This is a genomic window from Paenibacillus amylolyticus, assembly GCF_036894225.1.
Lineage (GTDB): Bacteria > Bacillota > Bacilli > Paenibacillales > Paenibacillaceae > Paenibacillus > Paenibacillus amylolyticus.
Genome location: NZ_CP145892.1, coordinates 5,118,386 through 5,137,877, shown reverse-complemented (window position 1 = coordinate 5,137,877; position 19,492 = coordinate 5,118,386). Strand labels below are relative to the sequence as shown.

General features: G+C 45.3%; 17 protein-coding genes. 12 read left to right on the top strand and 5 right to left on the bottom strand.

The annotated features are described in order from the left end of the window. Nucleotides 1-526 precede the first annotated feature (526 nt). The 4 genes from V6668_RS22735 to V6668_RS22720 all read left to right on the top strand — a co-directional run bounded on the left by V6668_RS22735 (nt 527) and on the right by V6668_RS22720 (nt 6,337). Nucleotides 527-4,066, top strand: coding sequence for an S-layer homology domain-containing protein (locus V6668_RS22735; RefSeq protein ID WP_338706827.1), 3,540 nt, complete (start codon nt 527-529; stop codon nt 4,064-4,066). Between the two features lie 216 nt (nt 4,067-4,282). Next, nucleotides 4,283-5,230, top strand: a complete 948-nt coding sequence (locus V6668_RS22730; RefSeq protein ID WP_338706826.1) for a YafY family protein — start codon at nt 4,283-4,285, stop codon at nt 5,228-5,230. A gap of 67 nt (nt 5,231-5,297) precedes the next feature. Next, nucleotides 5,298-5,834 (top strand): DinB family protein, encoded by a 537-nt coding sequence (locus V6668_RS22725; protein ID WP_338706825.1) that lies wholly within the window; start codon nt 5,298-5,300, stop codon nt 5,832-5,834. Between the two features lie 26 nt (nt 5,835-5,860). Next, nucleotides 5,861-6,337, top strand: coding sequence for an EVE domain-containing protein (locus V6668_RS22720; protein WP_338706824.1), 477 nt, complete (start codon nt 5,861-5,863; stop codon nt 6,335-6,337). Nucleotides 6,338-6,379: 42 nt separating this feature from the next. Here the strand turns inward: V6668_RS22720 and yidD are convergent, their stop codons facing one another. Both yidD and V6668_RS22710 read right to left on the bottom strand, forming a co-directional pair. Further along, nucleotides 6,380-6,886, bottom strand: coding sequence for a membrane protein insertion efficiency factor YidD (gene yidD / locus V6668_RS22715; RefSeq protein WP_338706823.1), 507 nt, complete (start codon nt 6,884-6,886; stop codon nt 6,380-6,382). Nucleotides 6,887-6,902: 16 nt separating this feature from the next. Next, nucleotides 6,903-7,124 (bottom strand): hypothetical protein, encoded by a 222-nt coding sequence (locus V6668_RS22710; protein ID WP_036617217.1) that lies wholly within the window; start codon nt 7,122-7,124, stop codon nt 6,903-6,905. Nucleotides 7,125-7,397: 273 nt separating this feature from the next. On the opposite strand from V6668_RS22710, the gene V6668_RS22705 reads away from it, so the two are divergent. Further along, nucleotides 7,398-7,991: a YdeI family protein gene (locus V6668_RS22705; protein WP_338706822.1), complete on the top strand. Its 594-nt coding sequence runs from the start codon at nt 7,398-7,400 to the stop codon at nt 7,989-7,991. On the opposite strand, the gene V6668_RS22700 is transcribed toward V6668_RS22705, so the two are convergent. Both V6668_RS22700 and V6668_RS22695 read right to left on the bottom strand, forming a co-directional pair. After that, on the bottom strand, nt 7,988-9,025 hold the full coding sequence (locus tag V6668_RS22700) for an alpha/beta hydrolase (RefSeq protein ID WP_338706821.1): 1,038 nt from the start codon (nt 9,023-9,025) through the stop codon (nt 7,988-7,990). The genes V6668_RS22705 and V6668_RS22700 overlap by 4 nt on opposite strands. 277 nt (nt 9,026-9,302) lie before the next feature. Further along, nucleotides 9,303-9,962: a hypothetical protein gene (locus V6668_RS22695; RefSeq protein ID WP_338706820.1), complete on the bottom strand. Its 660-nt coding sequence runs from the start codon at nt 9,960-9,962 to the stop codon at nt 9,303-9,305. A gap of 302 nt (nt 9,963-10,264) precedes the next feature. On the opposite strand from V6668_RS22695, the gene V6668_RS22690 reads away from it, so the two are divergent. The 3 genes from V6668_RS22690 to V6668_RS22680 all read left to right on the top strand — a co-directional run bounded on the left by V6668_RS22690 (nt 10,265) and on the right by V6668_RS22680 (nt 13,277). Next, nucleotides 10,265-10,534, top strand: coding sequence for a hypothetical protein (locus tag V6668_RS22690; protein WP_338706819.1), 270 nt, complete (start codon nt 10,265-10,267; stop codon nt 10,532-10,534). 199 nt (nt 10,535-10,733) lie between these two features. Beyond that, on the top strand, nt 10,734-11,771 hold the full coding sequence (locus tag V6668_RS22685) for an ROK family protein (RefSeq protein ID WP_338706818.1): 1,038 nt from the start codon (nt 10,734-10,736) through the stop codon (nt 11,769-11,771). A 306-nt stretch (nt 11,772-12,077) separates the two neighbouring features. After that, nucleotides 12,078-13,277, top strand: coding sequence for an MFS transporter (locus V6668_RS22680; protein ID WP_338708990.1), 1,200 nt, complete (start codon nt 12,078-12,080; stop codon nt 13,275-13,277). A gap of 196 nt (nt 13,278-13,473) precedes the next feature. Here the strand turns inward: V6668_RS22680 and V6668_RS22675 are convergent, their stop codons facing one another. Next, nucleotides 13,474-14,079 carry a DedA family protein gene (locus tag V6668_RS22675; protein ID WP_338706817.1) on the bottom strand — a complete coding sequence of 202 codons (606 nt, stop codon included), beginning with the start codon at nt 14,077-14,079 and terminating at the stop codon, nt 13,474-13,476. 336 nt (nt 14,080-14,415) lie between these two features. Between V6668_RS22675 and V6668_RS22670 the strand changes: the two genes are divergently transcribed. The 4 genes from V6668_RS22670 (at nt 14,416) to V6668_RS22655 (ending at nt 19,382) form a co-directional block, all read left to right on the top strand. Beyond that, the gene (locus tag V6668_RS22670; RefSeq protein WP_017687001.1) at nt 14,416-14,718 is read left to right on the top strand and encodes an AbrB/MazE/SpoVT family DNA-binding domain-containing protein; all 303 of its coding nucleotides are present in this window, start codon (nt 14,416-14,418) and stop codon (nt 14,716-14,718) included. Beyond that, the gene (locus V6668_RS22665; RefSeq protein ID WP_338706816.1) at nt 14,715-15,050 is read left to right on the top strand and encodes a type II toxin-antitoxin system PemK/MazF family toxin; all 336 of its coding nucleotides are present in this window, start codon (nt 14,715-14,717) and stop codon (nt 15,048-15,050) included. The genes V6668_RS22670 and V6668_RS22665 overlap by 4 nt, the downstream gene beginning before the upstream one ends. Before the next feature lie 299 nt (nt 15,051-15,349). After that, nucleotides 15,350-18,517 (top strand): GNAT family N-acetyltransferase, encoded by a 3,168-nt coding sequence (locus V6668_RS22660; protein WP_338706815.1) that lies wholly within the window; start codon nt 15,350-15,352, stop codon nt 18,515-18,517. Then, nucleotides 18,504-19,382: an amidohydrolase family protein gene (locus V6668_RS22655; RefSeq protein ID WP_036617253.1), complete on the top strand. Its 879-nt coding sequence runs from the start codon at nt 18,504-18,506 to the stop codon at nt 19,380-19,382. Before V6668_RS22660 ends, V6668_RS22655 begins: the two co-directional genes overlap by 14 nt. Nucleotides 19,383-19,492: the final 110 nt, after the last annotated feature.

The following is a 19,492-nucleotide window of genomic DNA, read 5'->3' as shown; positions in this document are numbered from 1 at the left end:
AGTTTAAATATAAAGTGGAGATAGGTCGGATTTCACAAACAACTCGCCCCCATTTCACAAAAGTAAAGATGTGAAGGCTGAAACAAAATCCCGCTCAACCCAAAGTACCTGCGGCTTCAGGGCATATTATGCCTATGATTCGTGGGTACTTTTTTTCTATACTCAGCGTATACGTAACCCTGATCTTTTTACAAAACCCACTATTTTCTCCTTATCATCATTTCTCCTACGCTAGTTCTCCTCCTAATGATCCACAGCAGTGGTGGAACTTTCCTGAATCGTGAACAATCTCTGAATTTTGTATCACCTCCTATTTGCAGCGTTATCCCTAGATTCACTCCCCCAATATGGAGCAGTATAGAGTATAACTTCGTTAGGATAAGTTAGAAAAACCTTTAACGGAATATGAAAGAATGCAGGTATATGTAAAATTTTAAATACATACTTCCAGGCCGTTGACCCTGCCCCCAAAAGTCTCTTATATTTACTCCCGACACAACAACTCAGAACGGGTGGTGGGATGATTTTGTTCAATAATAAAGGCAAGAAAGTGCTCGCTATGCTTACACTTATACCCTTGGCTACAGGGATGGTGATGGGAGCTTTCCCTGCTGCGATAACGTATGCAGATGCGGGGGACAACACATCGATCAACAGCTCGGCAACAGGTTCTTGGCAAACGGGAGATTTGCATGTACATACGTTTGAGTCTGATGATGCACAGGTTTCACTGGAGAACGTGCTCGACGCGGGTTTAACCAAATATGGGCTGGACTGGATTGCGCTTACGGATCATTTGCGGTTATCCAAGCGAGATCACAACGGGAACGACATTTCGGGTGGACCAATACCCATGTCCCAAGGAATGAATGAATATCAGGTACCACAGATCAAGGCACTTCAGGATGCAGGCAAATACGGAGGTAAAACGATCTTCTCCGGTTTCGAATGGGACATGCCGACACATGAACACGTTGGGGTGGGGATTCTTACGGATGAGCCAAACTCAACCGAAGCGCTGAACGCTGCCAAGGAATTCGAATACCGTTTCACGAATCGTGCAGCGAACCTGTTTAATGCGGCTGACGTAACAAAATGGGATCAGAACGGAGCGCGTGCGTACACGACTCATCAGGATGCGCTAACCGCTATCAACTGGCTCGCAACGAACTATCCAATGACAAGTTATGCGATGATCAACCACCCTTCACGCGGCAAAAACAAATATACTATCGCGGACTTCCGTGAGTTCAACGATCTGGCTCCACAAGTGGTATTTGGTATCGAAGGCATGTTGGGTAACCAGATGGAACCGGATCGTGGAGGGTACAACACAAGCTACAATGTAGCTAATCCGACCGCAGATGATGGATACAAATACCGTACATACGGCGGTGTAGACTATATGGTCGCCAAGGTTGGCGGACTATGGGATGCATTGCTTGGAGAAGGACGTCACTTCTGGAACTATGGCAATTCGGATTACCACTTCAAGACAATTGGCACGAATTCCAGTGGTTATTTTCCGGGCGAATATGCCAAGACGTATTCCTGGGTTGAGGGCACAGGCATGCAGGCAGTACTGGATGGACTGCGTTCGGGGAAATCATTTTCCGTATTCGGCGACCTGATCAACGCACTGGACTTTACAGCTTCCGGAGCGGGTGCTCAGGTTGAGATGGGCGGAGACCTTCATGTGACTCAAGGCGATGAAGTAGAGCTGAAGATTCGCTTCAAGAGTCCAACGGCGAGCAATAACTATGAAAATCCAATCAACAGCGGCACGTCTGCTGGACAAGTACCCGTGGTGGATCACGTTGATCTCATCGCTGGGGATGTGACAGCCAAGGCCCAGAAGGGTACAGCCGCATATACCAAAGACACCAACGACTCTACCAAAGTACTGGCTACCTTCACATCCAACGATTGGACGACAGATGCCGAAGGCTATAATGTCATCACAACCAAGATCAAAGCCACAGACCAGGACAAGTATTTCCGCCTGCGCGGTACGAATCTGGGCATGAACGTGACAGGTGAGACTGTAAATGGTGAACCACAGCTTGATCCGAAAAATACGACAGCTGATGCAACGACCCGTTTTAATCAAATTAACGATAGCAACTATCGCGATCTGTGGTTCTACTCCAACCCAATCTTTATGAGTGCCACACCTTACAGTGATGCACAGGCGGTAACCGATACGCTTCAAGCAATCGATCTGGGCGATCTGAGCGCGGTCCATTCCGATCTTATCCTTCCTGTTGAAGGGAAACACGGGGCAACCATTAGTTGGTCCAGCTCCAAGCCGGAACTAATGAATAACGAGGGCAAGCTGCTAACGCAACCGGACAATAATGAGCGACTGGAACTGACGGCAACCGTGCAACGTGGCACAGAGTCACAACCCAAAACATTCACTGTCATTGTGGAAGGCAAGAATAATCAGGCGCTGGTGTTAAAAAGCAACATGACTACCGCTGACGGCCAGCCGTATCACACGGATACATGGACGAACCAGTCTGTAACGGTTAGTGTAACTAGCGCATTATACGCGCCTGCTACTTCCGCGATCATCGAGTTGTCCCGTGATGGAGGGCAGACGTATGAACTTTATACAGAGAATACACCTTTGGAGGTAACGGAGCCGGGAGAGCACAACCTTTTATTCCGAGCAACAGACGATCTGGAACAAACGTATACTTTACCTCTGGTCATTAAAATAGACCGTGAGATTCCCGTCATCACCCTGCAAGGTAGCAGCCAGATGACGCTGAACGTAGGAGATACGTACAACGAGCCTGGAGCACAGGCTTCTGATAATGTCGGCATCCGTGGTTCCGTGCAGGTGGATGGCACGGTGAACACACAAGCAGCAGGGATCTATACCCTTCGGTATAACGTGAAGGATATCGCTGGTAATGCGGCACAGGAAGTTATCCGTACCGTGACTGTACAAGCACGCTCAGGCAATGGTGGCGGGGGTTCAGGTGGAGGTACTGGAGGCAACTCTGGTGGCAATTCTGGAGGAAACACACCAAGTGTGCCAACAACGCCTACCGTTCCAACCACACCAACCAATCCGGAAACGGGGTCAGATTCATCCACTGAAGTGAAGGTAGAGGTGGAAGCGAATCAGCCGGTCCAAACGAGTTTGAAAGACATCGTGCAATTCAATGTTCCATCGGGAGCCATTGGTTCCAAGGATACACTGCAAGTGTCTGTGGTTGCCAAGGACAAGTTGCAGAATACAGCTTCCCTGAATGTACTTGGACAAGCTGTACAGATCAGCCGCAGTGGCGGAAGAACATTGAATGATCAGGCGGCATTGAGCCTGAATGTGGATTCGGCAGATCTGCCTAACGGTACCCAACCTGCAATCTATTACTATAATGAAGCTCGTCAGAGCTGGGTATTTATCGGTGGCAAGATGAATGCAGCAGGAAGCATAACGGCCAATGTTAATCATCTGGGTACATTCGTTGTGTCCAGTTACACACCGGTGAATCTGTCTGATCTGAATGGACACTGGGCTTCCGGCTACGCAGATCGTTTGTTGGGCATGAACGTGATTCAAGGTTACACAGATGGTACGTTCCAACCATCGAAGAAGATCACACGGGCAGAGTTTGTTACGTTGCTCAGTAAGGCGCTGGCATTGAAGTCCGTGGAGTCGGATCTGACATTTGCAGATCAAGGCAGTCTGCCAGACTGGGCAAAAGGTGATATTGCCGCAGCCGTGCAAGCCGGAATCGTGAAAGGCTATGGTGATAACACATTTAAGCCTGATCGGACCATTACCCGTGCCGAGATGGCTGTTATGATGGCGAATGCGCTGAAAGTAAGTTCAGATGCACAAGCCGGAATGTCTGGTAATACATCCGTTAAACCAAACTTCACCGATGCATCGCAGACGCCATCTTGGGCACAAGAAGCACTGGATACAGCGGTGCAGGCCAAGATTGTGAGTGGGTATACGGACCATACGGTTCGTGCAGGAAGTGAAACGACTCGAGCGGAAGCTGCGACGATGATCTATAACTTGTTGCTGGCCATGTACGTGTAAGAAGTAACAAAGAGAATTAACCGTATTTACAGCAGATATAATGTAGATAAAAAACTGATATCCTTTTGGGGTATCAGTTTTTTTGAGATTAAGAGTTGCTCATCTCTTCGGGGGTGGCATGTAAGAAGGTCCATTGCTGTAATTCACGAGACGAAAGGGCAAGTTACTGTGATAGAATGAGTTAGGTTTGGATGATGAAACGGTGGGGGCTAGAAAATGAACAAAACGGAGCGGCAGCTTGCGATTACGCTTGAATTGCAGCGAAGAAAGATGTTAAGAGCAGAAGATTTAGCTGCTCAATTTGAGACAAGTGTACGTACGATATATCGAGATATTCAGGCATTAAGTGAGGCTGGTGTTCCGATTATGGGTGCTCCGGGTCATGGGTATTCCCTCATGGAAGGATATTTTCTGCCCCCGGTAAGCTTCACCGCAGAAGAAGCCGTATCCCTGCTCATGGGAGCTGATTTTATCGAACAGAGAATGGATACAGAATACGCGATGGAGGCTAAGTCGGCTCAACGAAAAATTGAAGCAATCTTACCAGAATCCGTTCGTAATGAATCAATACGTGTTCGGGAAACGATGCGACTGCTTCATACGGTTGAATCTTTAACCCGAGCGCGGGTGAAAACATACCTTAACCAGATACGTAATGCCATTCTGGATCAACGTAAGATCAGCTTTATGTACCTGAAAAAAATGCCAGGAACGGATGGCAATCGGTATAATATGCGTGAGGTTTCACCCTACGGACTCTCACTGGTTCAGGAGAATTGGATGTTAATTGCACGTTGTGATATGCGACAAGACATTCGTCATTTTCGTTTGTCACGCATGACTGAACTTTCCGTGCTGGAGGATCAATTCCTTTTGCCACCGGATTTTGATCTAAACAGTTATAGACCTCCTGATGACCGTAACGAACAAGTATTAATCAGAACAAAACCTGAAATTGCTGACAAAGTTATGGAGGTCCTTCATTTTTATATGGATGCATTTGAGGAGCAAGAGGAAGGTGTCATTTTTCATTTTCGTGTCCGTTACCCGGAAGAAATATTGCATTATTTACTTGGCTGGGGTGGAGATATCGAGGTCTTGGAGCCGGAGTCTCTACGCTTCCGAATGCATGAAGTAGCCAAAAACATCTTAAAACACTACTGACATACACCTGTCAGTAGTGTTTTTTTATACTTTGATATATCACAGATCAAGAGGAGTGGGTTGAAGGATGAGAAGTACAACGGAAGTATTGAAATCATTGGAAACGGCTGTAGAACGATATTTGGCAGAACTGAACAAATTGGATATGGGGAGCTTACATAAAAAACAAAGTGAAGAGGAATGGTCCATTGGACAGATGTATGTACATTTGATTCAATCAGCGCTTTTCTTGCATCTGCATAATATTGAGCAGTGTTTGAGCAGCGGGGATTCAACATTAAACTCGGGTGAGGAAAAAACAGAACTGGGCAGGCAAGTGTTTGAATTAGGACAATTCCCTCCCGTGCCTGTTAAAGTCCCTGCTTCCCCGCAGTACACCCCGCAACCACCCGAGAGTATAGAGTCCTTGATCGATGGGCTTCACGAGGTAGTGGATCGGATGAGAAGCACGGCATCTGTTTTACACCAAGCGTCCGTAAACAACAAAATACGTCATCCAAGGCTTGGCGCTCTAAATGCTCAGGAGTGGTTTATGTTGATAGAGATGCACTACAGACATCATTTTTTGCAATTGGATCGATTGAAATCCAATCTGGAAATGTAAATGAGAGAAGGGAATGGAATGTATCCATGAAACCAAATCAGGACAGTAGATATTGGATTGGTGTTGTATCTGCTTCTCATGTAAATGTAGCCGTAGAGGGAGGGTTTGCTCAGTTGTGCCATGGCAAGTCAGCACTTTTGCGACAGATGTCCGCGGGTGACTGGTTGATATACTATTCTCCACGCACAGACATATCAACAGGGCAGCCACTTCAGGCGTTTACCGCTATTGGTCAAATTACCGATGACAGGATATACCAATATCAGATGTCGGAATCCTTTATACCCTTTCGCCGAGATCTCCGTTATCTTCCGTGTCGAGAAATAAAGATCGCAACGTTGTTAGACCAGCTCAGTTTTACACGCGGGAATCGCAATTGGGGGTTTCCATTTCGTAAAGGTCACTTTGAAATTGGGGCTGAAGACTTCATGATGATTGCTTCCTCCATGTTGGAAGATGAGACACAGTCACTGCTGGATATTAGCTTAAGCCAGAAATGTTAACCAAAGCAAAAGGCCCATAGATTGACTATGGACCTTTTTGCTTTATGGATAATCATAACCTCCACCGTTGATATTACATTTGCGAAGACGATGAATGCCCAAGGAAAGACCTTTAATCGCCCCGTATTTCTCAATAGCTTGAATCATATACACAGAACAGCTTGGTTCAAAACGACATTTGTTCCTCACCTCAATGGGGGCAAAACGTTGATAAATTCTAATACTCCATATCAGGATCACTCTAACACGTCGTAGAGCTATGAATAACATACTTGCTATGAAAACAATCTGGGCACTTAGCAAAGCATATCCTGGAATGAATGGATTCAAGAGATAAAAACATATCATAGAGATGATTAGCCCTGCGAATAATGCAAGTGTAACGTTAAGTAAAGACTTCAACCAATCGATTTCTGGAATAACATGAGTTCTTATATAGAAGCTGCTTCGAGGGTCGTTTTCTTCATGATGTGTATGTAAGAGTCTAATAAGTTCTTCTTCGGATGGCATGTTATTATAAATCAGTTCATCAGATTCTGAGTTTCTCATGATTGTTGTACGATTATTAAATCTCTCTGTAGAAAATCAGCATATAATGATGCGTTGTAACAGGTTGCTGAAGACAACCGGGCTTCTCAGTGACGGATAGCGACTCCATCGATTGATAGGTCCATCCAGATTGTGCTTTGTGATTAATGATATCCGCAAATAAATTAACAGCAGCCTGAGTATCACCTCGGTTTACTTGAACATTTTTCGGACCTGGAACGACTGTGTACTCTCTCATTTAAATCATCCTTTCTTATGTTGGAATTATGGCAATAGACATTCCATTATTTTACTATGGGTATAGTGAACTGTCGATTGAAACTTATTAGAAGAGATTGGATTAAACTAAATTGGATTAAACTATAGGCCATCTAATATGGTCTTTGTTGTTATTAAGGTTTAAATTCACTTGGAAAAGTCAATAAAAGCTCTGTAAGCAACGCTGTACAATCCCTTGAAAACCAGTACAATTGAACCTATAAAACCATGAGATAAAGAGAGGTATTTCTCCATGACGGATACAAGTGTGAATCGTAAAGTTGACGGCTATCTAAAGAAACTCAAAACGTGGAAGGAAGAGTCCACAAAGCTGAGAGAGATTATTCGGGATTTTGAACTGACAGAGGATATGAAATGGATGCATCCTTGTTACATGCTGGATGGGAAAAACATCGTCTTAATCCATGGATTCAAAGAATACGTGGCTATTCTGTTTTTCAAAGGTGCTCTACTGAAGGATACACACGGCATTTTGGTCCAGCAAACGGAGAATGTACAGGCAGAACGCCAGCTTCGCTTCACCAGTCTGGAGCAGATTGTGGAGCAGGAGGCTATGATCAAAGCCTATATCCAGCAAGCGATTGAAGTGGAACAAGCCGGACTACAAGTGGAGATGAAAAAAACTGCCGAATATAGCGTTCCCGAGGAACTCCAGCAGCAGTTCGAAGAGAATCCTGCTTTCCGAGATGCATTTGAGGCACTGACACCTGGACGTCAGCGGGCATATCTCTATTATTTCTCACAACCGAAGCAATCCAAAACAAAAGTGTCACGAATCGAGAAGTACATGCAGCCGATCCTGGAGGGCAAAGGATTGAATGATTAAGGTGTTTGCTTAAAGGTATCTACCATCCAATCAAAAAACCTTTGCTTCTCTTCATAATGTGGATAGTGAGCCGAGTTCTTATAGGCAATGAATTCCTTCTGATTGCCTTCAATCTGGTCAAAAAACACCTTGGCGGTATGGGATGAAGTCATAAAGTCGTAATCTCCCATGACAAAATAAAAGGGTAGGTCCAGCTTCGTAATCAAGGATGGCAAAGGACGGCTCATGGCTTCACTTATCAGTATTTCTTGTGAATAAATGATTCCTTTATTATAACGAATGGCATCAAGCATATTGTATTCATGGCTGAACGTTATTCCGAGAAAGCTGGTGTCCGGGCTGTCCATCAACCTCGAAGCGCCCCCATAACGTTTAACGATATCTCGCGGCGTGAATGCCTGTCCTTGTTTGATCGGTTCATAGATCTGCTTCAACTGGTTTACGTCTTCATCATTCTCATCCAGCTGGGCTTGCTCCATAACGTAATTCCATCCGTCCATCTCGCTCTGTTGTGTATCTGCCATCTGCCCGATTCCAATGTACGCTTCATAGTTATCGGGTGCTCGATGCGCAGCAAGAGTTCCTATGTATGTTCCGTACGAATGACCCATCAGGATCACCTTTTTCTTCCCTAGACGTTGAGTAATATAATCCGTGACGGCTAGTAGATCCTCAACCAGCAAGTCAGCTGAGAGATTGGAATAGGCCTCGAAAAAATGATAAGATTTGCCGCTTGCTCTCTGATCATAGTTCACAATCGTAAACTTAGATTCTAATAAATCTTGGTACTTTTTCGCGTACGGAAGTTCAGATGCACCAGGTCCCCCGTGTAAATAAAGGATAACTGGGTTGTCCAGATCCTGTCCTCTGATCATGATTTCATGTCCTGTACCGTTGATTTCAACTTGTTCCAATACATGAATAGGGTTTGTGCCTTTTATTTTTGGCGTCCATGTTGGAAAATAAAGAACTACGAGTGATAGTGTTAGAGTCGTAACACCTAGCCACAAACCTGTTTTTTTCATTTTGTTCATAGGATATGTCTCCTCTGGTTCAATGTCTTGATGTAACTATTATTCATAAACTCATAATTCTATCTTACGTGACTCTTCATTGATTCAAATCGTACGCCAGATTGACTTTGTTCTCCGTCTCAGGTTGGACATAAAAGACATCAGCCCTGATGAATTCAGGACCAAGGCCGCCGCTTAACTATCTTTTTATGTTTATGGAAAGACCTCAGTATGCTTACAATTTCACTAGGAATTTTCTCATAATCTATACCCCATTTCTTTCTCTCTTTGTTAATAACTATTTAGTTACTGATTCTATTTTCTTAATGAATTCTTCTTCGTTGAGCACTTGAGTGTTAGTCGTTTCATTGAGATTTAAAGTATGGTTGTTCTCAACATCATAAAGTTCTTTGTCAATATACCCTAATTTTTCAACAGTGTTATTTCTAATATTTTTATACATATTAGTCTCTTCACCCAGTATCCAATAAAGGTTTGGATATTCTTCTGCCACAGAACCAACAGCTTTTTTCAAGAATAGAATATATTCTTCATTTTCTTGGAATAACGGATTATCATTAAACAAGACTTCACTATTACCTTGTTGCATGATACTAATAGTTTCTGATACTAGTGTAGGGTCACTTTTTTGTGTACTTAGAATTTGAGCATTAAATATACTTTTAGGCACGGGTTCGGTAAGTTCACCAAGGTTTTCACGTAATACTACTTTGACAATTAAATCTGCTTGTTTAACCCCATCCTCGAAGGGAAATACCTCTAGTTGACCTTTGAAGGTTTTCTTTTCATCCGTTTCTTGATTATTAATAGGTCCTGAAGTCTGAGCATCCCCATTAACGACTGACCCTGAATTCCTTTGATCAAGTGTACCTGAGTAAATCATTCCTCCTGCCATTAAAGAGAGTATGACTGTTGAAAAAACTAATTTTTTATTCATAAAGCTAACCTCCAATCTAAATTTATGTTCTTTCCAATAATTAGACGGTGGAACTTCTAGAAATGGTTCACATATTTATATAAAAAATTGAATTAATGATTTTTATGTTGGAAATCTATAATAATAATACTTCATAAAGCCGCATGTGTAGCAGGCAAAACTTAAAGATTACTATAAATTCAGTCAAATAGATGATTACTGTTAATAAACAAAGATGCGATTAGGAATACAATGGTACGTTCTCACGTACCACATCTTTTCTAGTGATATGTTACCCTCTCATTATAAAAGGAGAGGGTAACATGACAAGTACCAACAGCGAAGACCTGTCTTCCCGGTACGCACAACTAGTCCGACAAGAAGACGATTACGTTGATCAACTCGTTACATGCAACAAACTCATATTGGACGCCATGGACATCATCGCCAAGCGGGCAGGGGTGCTGCATATGGACACGGTGAAACAGGCTGCATATCACCTGCATTCCATGGAACAGGATCTGAACCGAAAGTTATTTAGAGTCCGACTGGAGAAAAGCATCTTAGCAAATCAAATGAGTCAGTCTACATAAAATCACCTTAACTAAAGGACAGCGCAGGATCATATATGGTGATCTTGAACTGTCCTTTTGCCTTTCCATCCAAACGTTTTTCTCCTTCAATTAAGCATTGACTTTCCTCCCAAATCCCCCTACACTTCAATTATTAAAACACTTTTAAAAACTTTCATTGAATAGTTCGAAATGAACGAAAGGAGGCATATAACTAACGATGTTACCTACATCACACAACACCCAACAGGTGAAGCGGATCAACGTTGAACTGGTGAAGAACACGCTCCGATCCATGGGCGTAGGCACCAAGGCTTCCATTGCGAACCTAACCAAACTCAGCGTAGCGACATGCGGCACGATCCTGAACGAATTACTCCAAACTGGTGAGATTATCGATCTGGGCCCGGATGAATCGAGCGGGGGAAGACCTGCGAGTCGGTATCAATTCAATGCGGACTACGCCAGTGTACTGTGCCTGATTATTCGAACAGAGGGCGGCGTTCACTCGATCACACATACATATGCCAATCTGAACGGAGAGATGGCGGACGAACAGACACTATTTTTGGATGAGATTAATGTCCCGGTGGTAGAGGATCTAATTGCAAACCTGATCGAACAACACCACAATGTGCAGGCGATTGGTATTGGTATACCTGGGGTGGCGCACAACGGCGTTATTGGGATCTGTGATGTACCGGAGCTAATGTATCAGCCACTCGGCCCAAGGCTTAAGGAGCAATATGAAGACGTGGAAGTGGTCATTGGCAACGACATGAACCTGACGGTCTACGGACTGTATAACCAGCAGCAATTTGAGGAAGAGAAGAACTTTGCGGTGGTGACGTTTCCGGAGAATCATTTTCCGGGTGCAGGCTTTATCATTGATGGTCGTCCGCTGACCGGGAATACGCAATTTGGGGGCGAGGTGTCTTTCTTACCTTTTGGTGTGTCACGGGAAGAGCAGCTACGCATGTTGAAAACGGCGGAAGGGTTGCAGGAACTGGTAGTACAGACGCTGGTATCCATCATCGCGATCATTAACCCGGCTACGATTGTGGTTACAGGGGATACAATGGACCCGGCTATGCGGGATGGCCTAACGCAAGGTTGTCTGGATCGAATGATTCCACTGGAGCATTTGCCGGAGTTGATTATCCAAAGAGACACTCGGCGCGAGTATGTGACTGGGCTAGTCGCAGTGACCCTTGAGAGCCTGACCTACCGTATTCAGGTGATTGAGAAGCAGTGGTAAAGGAAAAAGGAGCTTTTTCGAGTATTCTATTTTTAGGAATAAAGCTTAACCATGTTTCCTATTTCAAATGTACAAATTATTGACACGATAACGGAGAGGGCAGAACCAATCTGAAGAACGCCTTTATCACTGTATTTTCACCTTTAGAAAAGATTCAAAAAATACAGGGATAACAGCGGTCGGAAGATGGTACTGCAATCGTAGTTATAACGTGCAATCATTTTCCTGAACACACTGGAGGAACTTATTTTGAATCAGCAAGCAGGTACGCAAGGGAACAAACGAAAGTTCAACAAGCTGTACGCCATGCAACTGGCAACGATCTTTTTGGGATTTATCGTATTTGGCATATCGGAAAATATTAAGGGGCCCGCCATCCCGCGCATTCAATTCGACTTCAATCTGGATGAGAAACAGCTCGGGACGTTATTGTCCCTAAATGCACTGGGTTACCTAATCGCGTGCTCCTTCACGGCTATTCTGGTTCGCAAATGGGGCATCAAGGCGGTTAGCATCATATCATTTGCATCGATGATCCTCTCGGGTGTGTTCATTTATGTGTCTCATACTTATCCACTCTTTGCTTCATCATATTTCTTCATGTACATCGGTAACGGCATGCTGGAGATTGCCTTGGCAATTCTGGGTGCACGGATCTTTGTGAAAAACACAGGTACGATGATGAACTTGTCCCATTTCTTCTATGGGCTGAGTTCAACAGTAGCGCCTTTGCTGGCGACAGGTGTGATGTCTTTGAGTGTGTTTGGACACGAGCTGGATTGGCGCGGTATGTATCTGGTGATGTTGTCACTCTGTCTGCTGCCGATCATTGCGGCGCTGCGCAGCAAATTTCCGGGAGATGATCTTCCTCATGAAGATCGGACTTCACTCAAGACGTTAACACGTGATCCAGCCATCTGGCTGATGGTACTCATTCTTTCTTTTGGCGTGGTATCAGAATTGGCGGTTGGGGGTTGGCTGGTTAACTTCCTGGAGAAAGCCTACACGTGGGACACCGTGAAAGCTTCGGGGTTACTATCTGCGTTCTTCCTCAGCTTCTCGCTGGGACGTCTGCTGCTTGGTCCATTGACGGACCGGATCGGATTTGTATTGTCATTGATTCTGTTCTCGGCTTTCTCGGGAGTATGTACGTTCGTTGCGCTTGCAGGGGGAGAACGACTTGCGATTTTCTTTGCGATATCTGGCGCGGGCATAGCGATGATCTATCCAACCGTTATGGCGTTTATCGCACGCAGATATCCAAACGGGAGTGACACCGCGATCACATTCACGGTTACCTTGATGGGGGTTGGTAGTGTCATCGGTAACTATGTAATTGGTTGGGTGATTGAAGGTGTGAAGAATCTGTACGGTCCAACGACTCAGTTGGGTCTGCTACGCGGACTTCAGGCAGGGTATGGATTCATCGGTTTATGTGCTGTGATCTGTGGGGCATCTGGCGTAGTGTTGTATGTGTATTTGAAAAGAAGGCAGGAATTGATTTAGAAATCAATTGAACTGATAAAGCCCCACTGATCGCCATGATCGGTGGGGCTTTGCATATGAACATACGATTAGATTAGTACGGTATATCATCTATCACTAGTATCTTAACAAATCATAACCACAGGCCATGTAGAGTAAGGATTTTTTTCATCAATACCAGCTACTCTACTATACAGCCCGCATTTCCTCAGCAAGCCTATGACTCGCTTTGAGCCGTTCTTCTTTTCCAACGTTTCAAAAGCACGTACAATCCAAAAGCGCTTAAGAAAACCACCGCTGCCGGAACGATATAAGGCTTAACAATCTCATCCACATGCTCCCATTGAGAGCCTAATTTGAAGCCTAAGTAAATGTACAATGAGGTGATCGGAAGCATGGCCAAGAATGTAAAGATACTGAATTTAAACACATTCATTTTCGCCATTCCACATGGGATTGAGATCACCGTCCGAATGCCGGGTACAAAACGTCCATAGAAAGCTACCCCGCTGCCATATTTCTCGAAGAACTTATCGGAAGCGTCCAGATGGTGGGGGCGAATCAAGAAATACTTGCCGAATTTTTCGACCATCGGTCTGCCACCGTATCGTCCCAGGGCATACAACGTCAGAGGTCCAAACGTTCCGCCTACGGTACCAGCCAGAATAGCCAGCCAAAGCTTCATATCCCCAAGATACACCCAATATCCCGCCATGGGCAGCACAAGTTCAGCAGGTACGAATTCAAACGACAAGGCAATAACGAGACCTGCGTATGACAAATCTTTAAAAAAGAGTATAAATTGCGTGATCCATTCTGTCATGCTTTCCCTCCATGAATCTATCTTTTTTTATATATAAAAGAAACACTCCTGTACAAAGAGTAACAATAGCGAATAGAGCTTGTCAAAGTTCACATGAAAGGCCATTTCAGGACACACTGCGGCAATATGTTTACCCGTACATAAGGCATGGATTCATTGACACTTCATACAGAAGTGGATACCAGGCAATGATATGCTTATTTTGCTTTATACCAATGGTATATCTATTCATAATCATAGGCTGTACAATCATTATTTTATGGTTGTATACAATGTATCCTTTTATTGTTTCATGTATATCATATAGATATACAACTGTAGGGAGGTGAGGTATAATTGGAGCATCAATCAAACGAAAGGCGTGGGATTGCCATGACTACAGCCACACTTAGCAAATGGGGAAATAGCAGTGCAATTCGCATTCCTAACCAATTGCTTAAGCGTCTTAATCTGGAAGAAGGCTCGGAAATCGAGATTTTGGTGACAGAAGATAATGAATTGTTGTTGCGTCCAAAAACCAAGCCTGTAGAGTCCAATGAGGAACTACGTAACCATCTAAAGACTTTGCTCTCTAAAGTGAAACAGGATACAAGACATGAAGAAATAGACTTTGGCACTGAAGGGAACGAGTTACTTTGATTATTCCCAAACGAGGCGATCTGATATGGCTTGACTTTGATCCTCAAGCGGGTCACGAGCAAGCCGGGAGACGACCGGCTATTGTTCTATCGGAACTTGAATTCAATGAAATAACGGGTTTTGCCGTTGTATGTCCCATAACGAGCCAAGCCAAGGATTATCCTTTTGAAGTTACACTACCAGAAGAGCTACCATTTTCAGGTGGTGTTTTGACGGATCAGTTGAAGAGTCTTGATGTGCGGCAACGACGTATCCAAATTGCGGGGCATGCCGAACCAACCTCTGAATTTATGAAATCAGTTCTACGCAATGTCCGTTCTATATTGGCATAATTGAAAATTAGTAGCTGATCATATTCCTAAATCCACGTCTAACTAAAAGACGTGGTTTTTTTCTTTCATGCCTAAATAGATTCGTCCATCCTTGACGCTTCTAACAAGAGCTTCCGAAAGGCACATATAAGTTGGAAAGAAAGATTTTTAATTCTCTGAAAATGCTTCCATTTATAGTATGATAAGACTATCGCTAGCTTCTTCAAACATGGCCTGTATTATCTCTGCGGCTATCGGGCAAAGGCCATATCGAAAGTTCACAAAGACCATCCTATAGATAAAGATAAGGAGATCCAAATATGACAGTAACTTCGATTATTGATCAAATCCATATTATTGAATACGATCCCTCTTACGCTGCCGCACTCGCGGATATGTGGAACCGTAGTAATGAAAGCTGGGGAGGTGGCACCAACCTTAGAACAGAGGAAACCGTTCGCCGGGAGATGGAGAGTTCGTCCAATCTTTATGCATTTCTAGCTGTTCATGAGAAAGAGGTTGTTGGCTTCTGCAGTTTTGCTCATTACCGCTATGACGAGAGAGCGCTATATGTACCGCTACTTAACGTACGCCCAGACTATCACGGTTATAAGGTCGGACGTAACCTGATCCTGAATGCTGTGCGCAAGACCGTGGAGGCCGGATGGCCCCGCCTGGATCTGTTCACATGGGCAGGCAACACGAAGGCTGTACCGATGTACAAGAAATGTGGATTCTTCTGGGAGAAAAAAGACGATAATGTGCATCTGATGAATTTCATCCCTACCATTTTGCAGACCGAAGCACTTGCTCCTTATTTTGAGGAGTTGGATTGGTATGCAGATAGCACGCGTGAACTCGTGGTCGAGCCAGATGGCCGACGGGAGCGTGGTTTTGATTTCTTTGACTATACGTGGAAAAAGGGAGATGTCTCCCTGCGGGCTGAATTTGAAAAGTCGGGTCGCGGGCTGACTGCCCTCGAAACACCAGATTACGAAATCTCAACAGACGTCGATGATCATGATCTGGTATTCGGTTCCAGCTATAAGGTTCGCTATCGCATTAAGAACACTTCTACGTCCGAATTGGCAGTCGAGATCAAGGGTGAGGATAACAAAAAGATTCGATTTGCGCTGGACGTTGCACGAGCAGTGGCTCCGGGAGAAACCATCATCGTGGAAGGTGAGTTTCACCTTGATCCGATTACAGAGGAACAGAATAACAATAAGACTCATCCCGTTATTGCCAGCACCTGGTTGATCGGCGGTAAGAAAGCGGAGTTCAGGTTGGGTATTGCCCCGAAATTCCCGGCCAAGATCAAGACTATCCTGCCTGTGAAGGAGCTTTATCCAGGCGTCTCGGCGGAGTTGGTTCTGAACGTGGAAAATAATGTGGATGCCGAAACGGAGTTCAGCTTAGACCTGCCTGAGGATGAATTCCTTGAATGGGCGGAGCGTGCGGTGCGCTTTACGGTGCCAGCCAAAGGTAAAATGTCTGTGCCGGTGCCTTTCACCTTGCGTTCATATGGTCTCTATTCCCAAGAAGTAGAAGTGACGGCTGTCCCAGTGGGGAACCATGCGATCTCTTTTACAAGCAAAATTTCTGTACTGATGAAGGGAATCGAAGGGAAATATGGCGGGCAGATTGAGGATCAATGGGTGGCTGTTAATGGTGCATTCTCTCTTCATATGAGCAAGCAAGATAATAACATGTGGATTGAATATCCCGGTTCCCGTCATTCATTCTGGTGGACTTATCCGAAGCTGGGTAAGCCGTTTGCCGAAGAGTTATCCAAGAAACAAGCAAAAGAAGTGAATATTTATCCCGAAGGTGAACGTCAGGTTCTTGAAGCACTGTATGATTCGGAGGATTTCCCTGGCTTGCAGATTAAGTCCGTGGTCAAGCTGTCTGCGAATGGAGTCGCCGAATTCCACCAAGAGGTTGAAAATACACGAGACACCGCCTGGGAAGAAGACCTGTTTCTGATGAATAACTTCGGTTTCTACGGAAACCAGCTAATCCTCCCTTACCAAGGTCGTTTTGTGGATATGGGGGATTCTTACGCTGGCGATCCGAGCCATTGGAATAGCTCACAGATTACGGAGAACTGGCTGTTCTGCAAAGAAGAGTATGGTGCCAGCGGTATCTATTGGGACCCTTCTCTGAAGCTGCTTCGCCCGGAATACACGCTGGGGTTGCAGCATGAGCTTGGCCGTATTGCCGCAGGAGCCGTTGTACGGACCAAAGCAACTGTATATGCTTTGAACACGTTTGCCAAATGGTATGATTTCCGTGCGTTTGCACGGAAGGAGCGTAACCCGGTCATTCCGTTGCTGGACAGTCATCTGGATCTGACACTGAATGAGGGGAATCCATTTGGCCCGGATGTGCTAGAAGCAACGTTGACTGAACACAAACTGGTTCCGCTTGCGGGCAAGCTGGAGCTGTATGTGCAGCAGGGTGGCGAACCGGAGGTTATGGCAAACGCTAAGGAATTCAATCCGGAGCAGAATCTAAACTCCGCCAAGCTGACATTTTCACCAGACGAAGCGGACCGAGACCAGCACGAGAGTGGTTGGAAAGTTCGTGGGATATACCGGGGCGAAGATCGGGTCCAGGAGCGAACGGCCCTTTGGTTCCCGCAGAGCGGAACAGAGGTGAAGCAGATGATTGAAGAAGGTTCGTCTGGCCCTGTGTACACCGTAGACAATGGAGTATTGTCGATCTCCGTTGCTCCTGACTTCGGGAGCGTAGTACACTCTCTGAAATATGCAGGAGAAGAATGGCTGGATAGCTCATACCCTGAACCGGCTCCACGCTCGTGGTGGAATCCGTGGTACGGCGGACTGGGTGTGGGGGTTCCGGGCATGAATGGTTTCAGCCGTCAGTTGGAACAAAGAGTCGCTTCCTGGACTGAGCACAAGGATCAATACGGTAATGTCTGGAAAGGCATAAAACTGACCACCCGGATTGAGAAGCATGAAGCGAATCGGGGAATTACGATCCACCAGCATTATTTGATGCTCCCGGGTGTTCCTGTGCTATGCACGCTGCTTGCCGTGACCAACGAAAGCGGCCTGACGCTGACGGATTACTCGCTTGCGGAGGAACGTTTCCTCCAGCCTTCATCTGTATTTGCGGAAGGTTGGATAGAGCAACCGGGTAAAGATCGATTCCCGCTGGGCAAGGTGGATGTGGGCCTGCCACTTGAAGACCTTTTGCGAGTAGGATCGGTTTCGCGTGAAAACATGCTTCATGCGGTCCATCGTTACCCGAATCAGAGTGCGTGGGGGTTTGCCAATAATCAGGTGACGGGTCTGAATGTACATCATCATCTGACACTCCAGCAGGGGAAGACGGTCTTGACGGAGCCGACATATCTGGTTCTGGGACAGATCCCGCTGAGTTCAGCGGATGTGCATGACCTTCTCAAACTGAATTTTGTAACTTCTAACGATGAAAAGGAGGCTGCACATGTCGATCATTGATATTCACATTCATCTGTCGGACATCGACAGCTTTCACCGAACAGCGATCGATCTGTCTAAAGTGGATTACTCTGCCGCTGGTCTTAAAGCGGAGTTTGATAAAAACGACGTCATTATGGGTATCGGAATGGGGGTTACGGAGCAGACGAAGGGAGCGTTCCCGGATTCCAGTTCTCCTAACCCAATGGGACTTGATCTGGAAGAGAAAGTTCCGTCATTCCTCATGGAATGTGTGGGGATTAATCCCAATGCGCTAGATGGTAAAAATGCGCAGGACGAGCTTGACCGGATTGAAGCAAGACTGCAATCCCCTGAAGTAGCCGGAATCAAACTCTATGCCGGATACTATCATCACTATGTGTATGACAAAATCTATACTCCGGTCTATGAACTTGCAGCCAAGTACAACTTGCCTGTTGTCATTCATACGGGTGACACGTACTCCATGAATGGGTTGCTTAAGTATTCGCATCCACTGACGGTGGATGAATTAGCCTTGCAACAGCGCGGTGTGAACTTCATGATCTGTCATCTGGGTGATCCTTGGGTGATGGATGCTGCTGAAGTGGTGGCGAAGAATCCTAACGTGTATGCGGATTTGTCTGGTCTTGTGGTGGGAGATCGGCCTCATTTTGAACGGTTCATGAACGAACCTTTATTCATGGATCATTTCCGCCGGGCCTTAGTCTATTCGGATCATTACGAGAAGATGCTGTTTGGCACCGACTGGCCGCTTGCGCCCATCGATCTGTATGCCGAATTTGTCCGTCGACTTGTACCGGAACAGCATCATGATAAAGTCTTTTACGAGAATGCCTTTGGGCTGTTTCCTCGTATTGGACAGCGGATTGCCGATCTGGGTTAGAACCTAAATATCGAATTCTTAATTTCTGAGGGGATGTAGACCATCCTGTTATGGAAGCATGCGATGGTTATATTGAATCTCTGTGGTGTAAGCTCCTGCCACTTTGCTGG

Coding starts and splice junctions, on each gene's coding strand:
- V6668_RS22730 (WP_338706826.1), top strand. CDS start 4,283: ATGAACAAAACGGAGCGGCAGCTTGCGATTACGCTTGAATTGCAGCGA.
- V6668_RS22725 (WP_338706825.1), top strand. CDS start 5,298: ATGAGAAGTACAACGGAAGTATTGAAATCATTGGAAACGGCTGTAGAA.
- V6668_RS22720 (WP_338706824.1), top strand. CDS start 5,861: ATGAAACCAAATCAGGACAGTAGATATTGGATTGGTGTTGTATCTGCT.
- yidD (WP_338706823.1), bottom strand. CDS start 6,886: ATGAGAAACTCAGAATCTGATGAACTGATTTATAATAACATGCCATCC.
- V6668_RS22710 (WP_036617217.1), bottom strand. CDS start 7,124: ATGAGAGAGTACACAGTCGTTCCAGGTCCGAAAAATGTTCAAGTAAAC.
- V6668_RS22705 (WP_338706822.1), top strand. CDS start 7,398: ATGACGGATACAAGTGTGAATCGTAAAGTTGACGGCTATCTAAAGAAA.
- V6668_RS22700 (WP_338706821.1), bottom strand. CDS start 9,025: ATGAACAAAATGAAAAAAACAGGTTTGTGGCTAGGTGTTACGACTCTA.
- V6668_RS22695 (WP_338706820.1), bottom strand. CDS start 9,962: ATGAATAAAAAATTAGTTTTTTCAACAGTCATACTCTCTTTAATGGCA.
- V6668_RS22690 (WP_338706819.1), top strand. CDS start 10,265: ATGACAAGTACCAACAGCGAAGACCTGTCTTCCCGGTACGCACAACTA.
- V6668_RS22685 (WP_338706818.1), top strand. CDS start 10,734: ATGTTACCTACATCACACAACACCCAACAGGTGAAGCGGATCAACGTT.
- V6668_RS22680 (WP_338708990.1), top strand. CDS start 12,078: ATGCAACTGGCAACGATCTTTTTGGGATTTATCGTATTTGGCATATCG.
- V6668_RS22675 (WP_338706817.1), bottom strand. CDS start 14,079: ATGACAGAATGGATCACGCAATTTATACTCTTTTTTAAAGATTTGTCA.
- V6668_RS22660 (WP_338706815.1), top strand. CDS start 15,350: ATGACAGTAACTTCGATTATTGATCAAATCCATATTATTGAATACGAT.
- V6668_RS22655 (WP_036617253.1), top strand. CDS start 18,504: ATGTCGATCATTGATATTCACATTCATCTGTCGGACATCGACAGCTTT.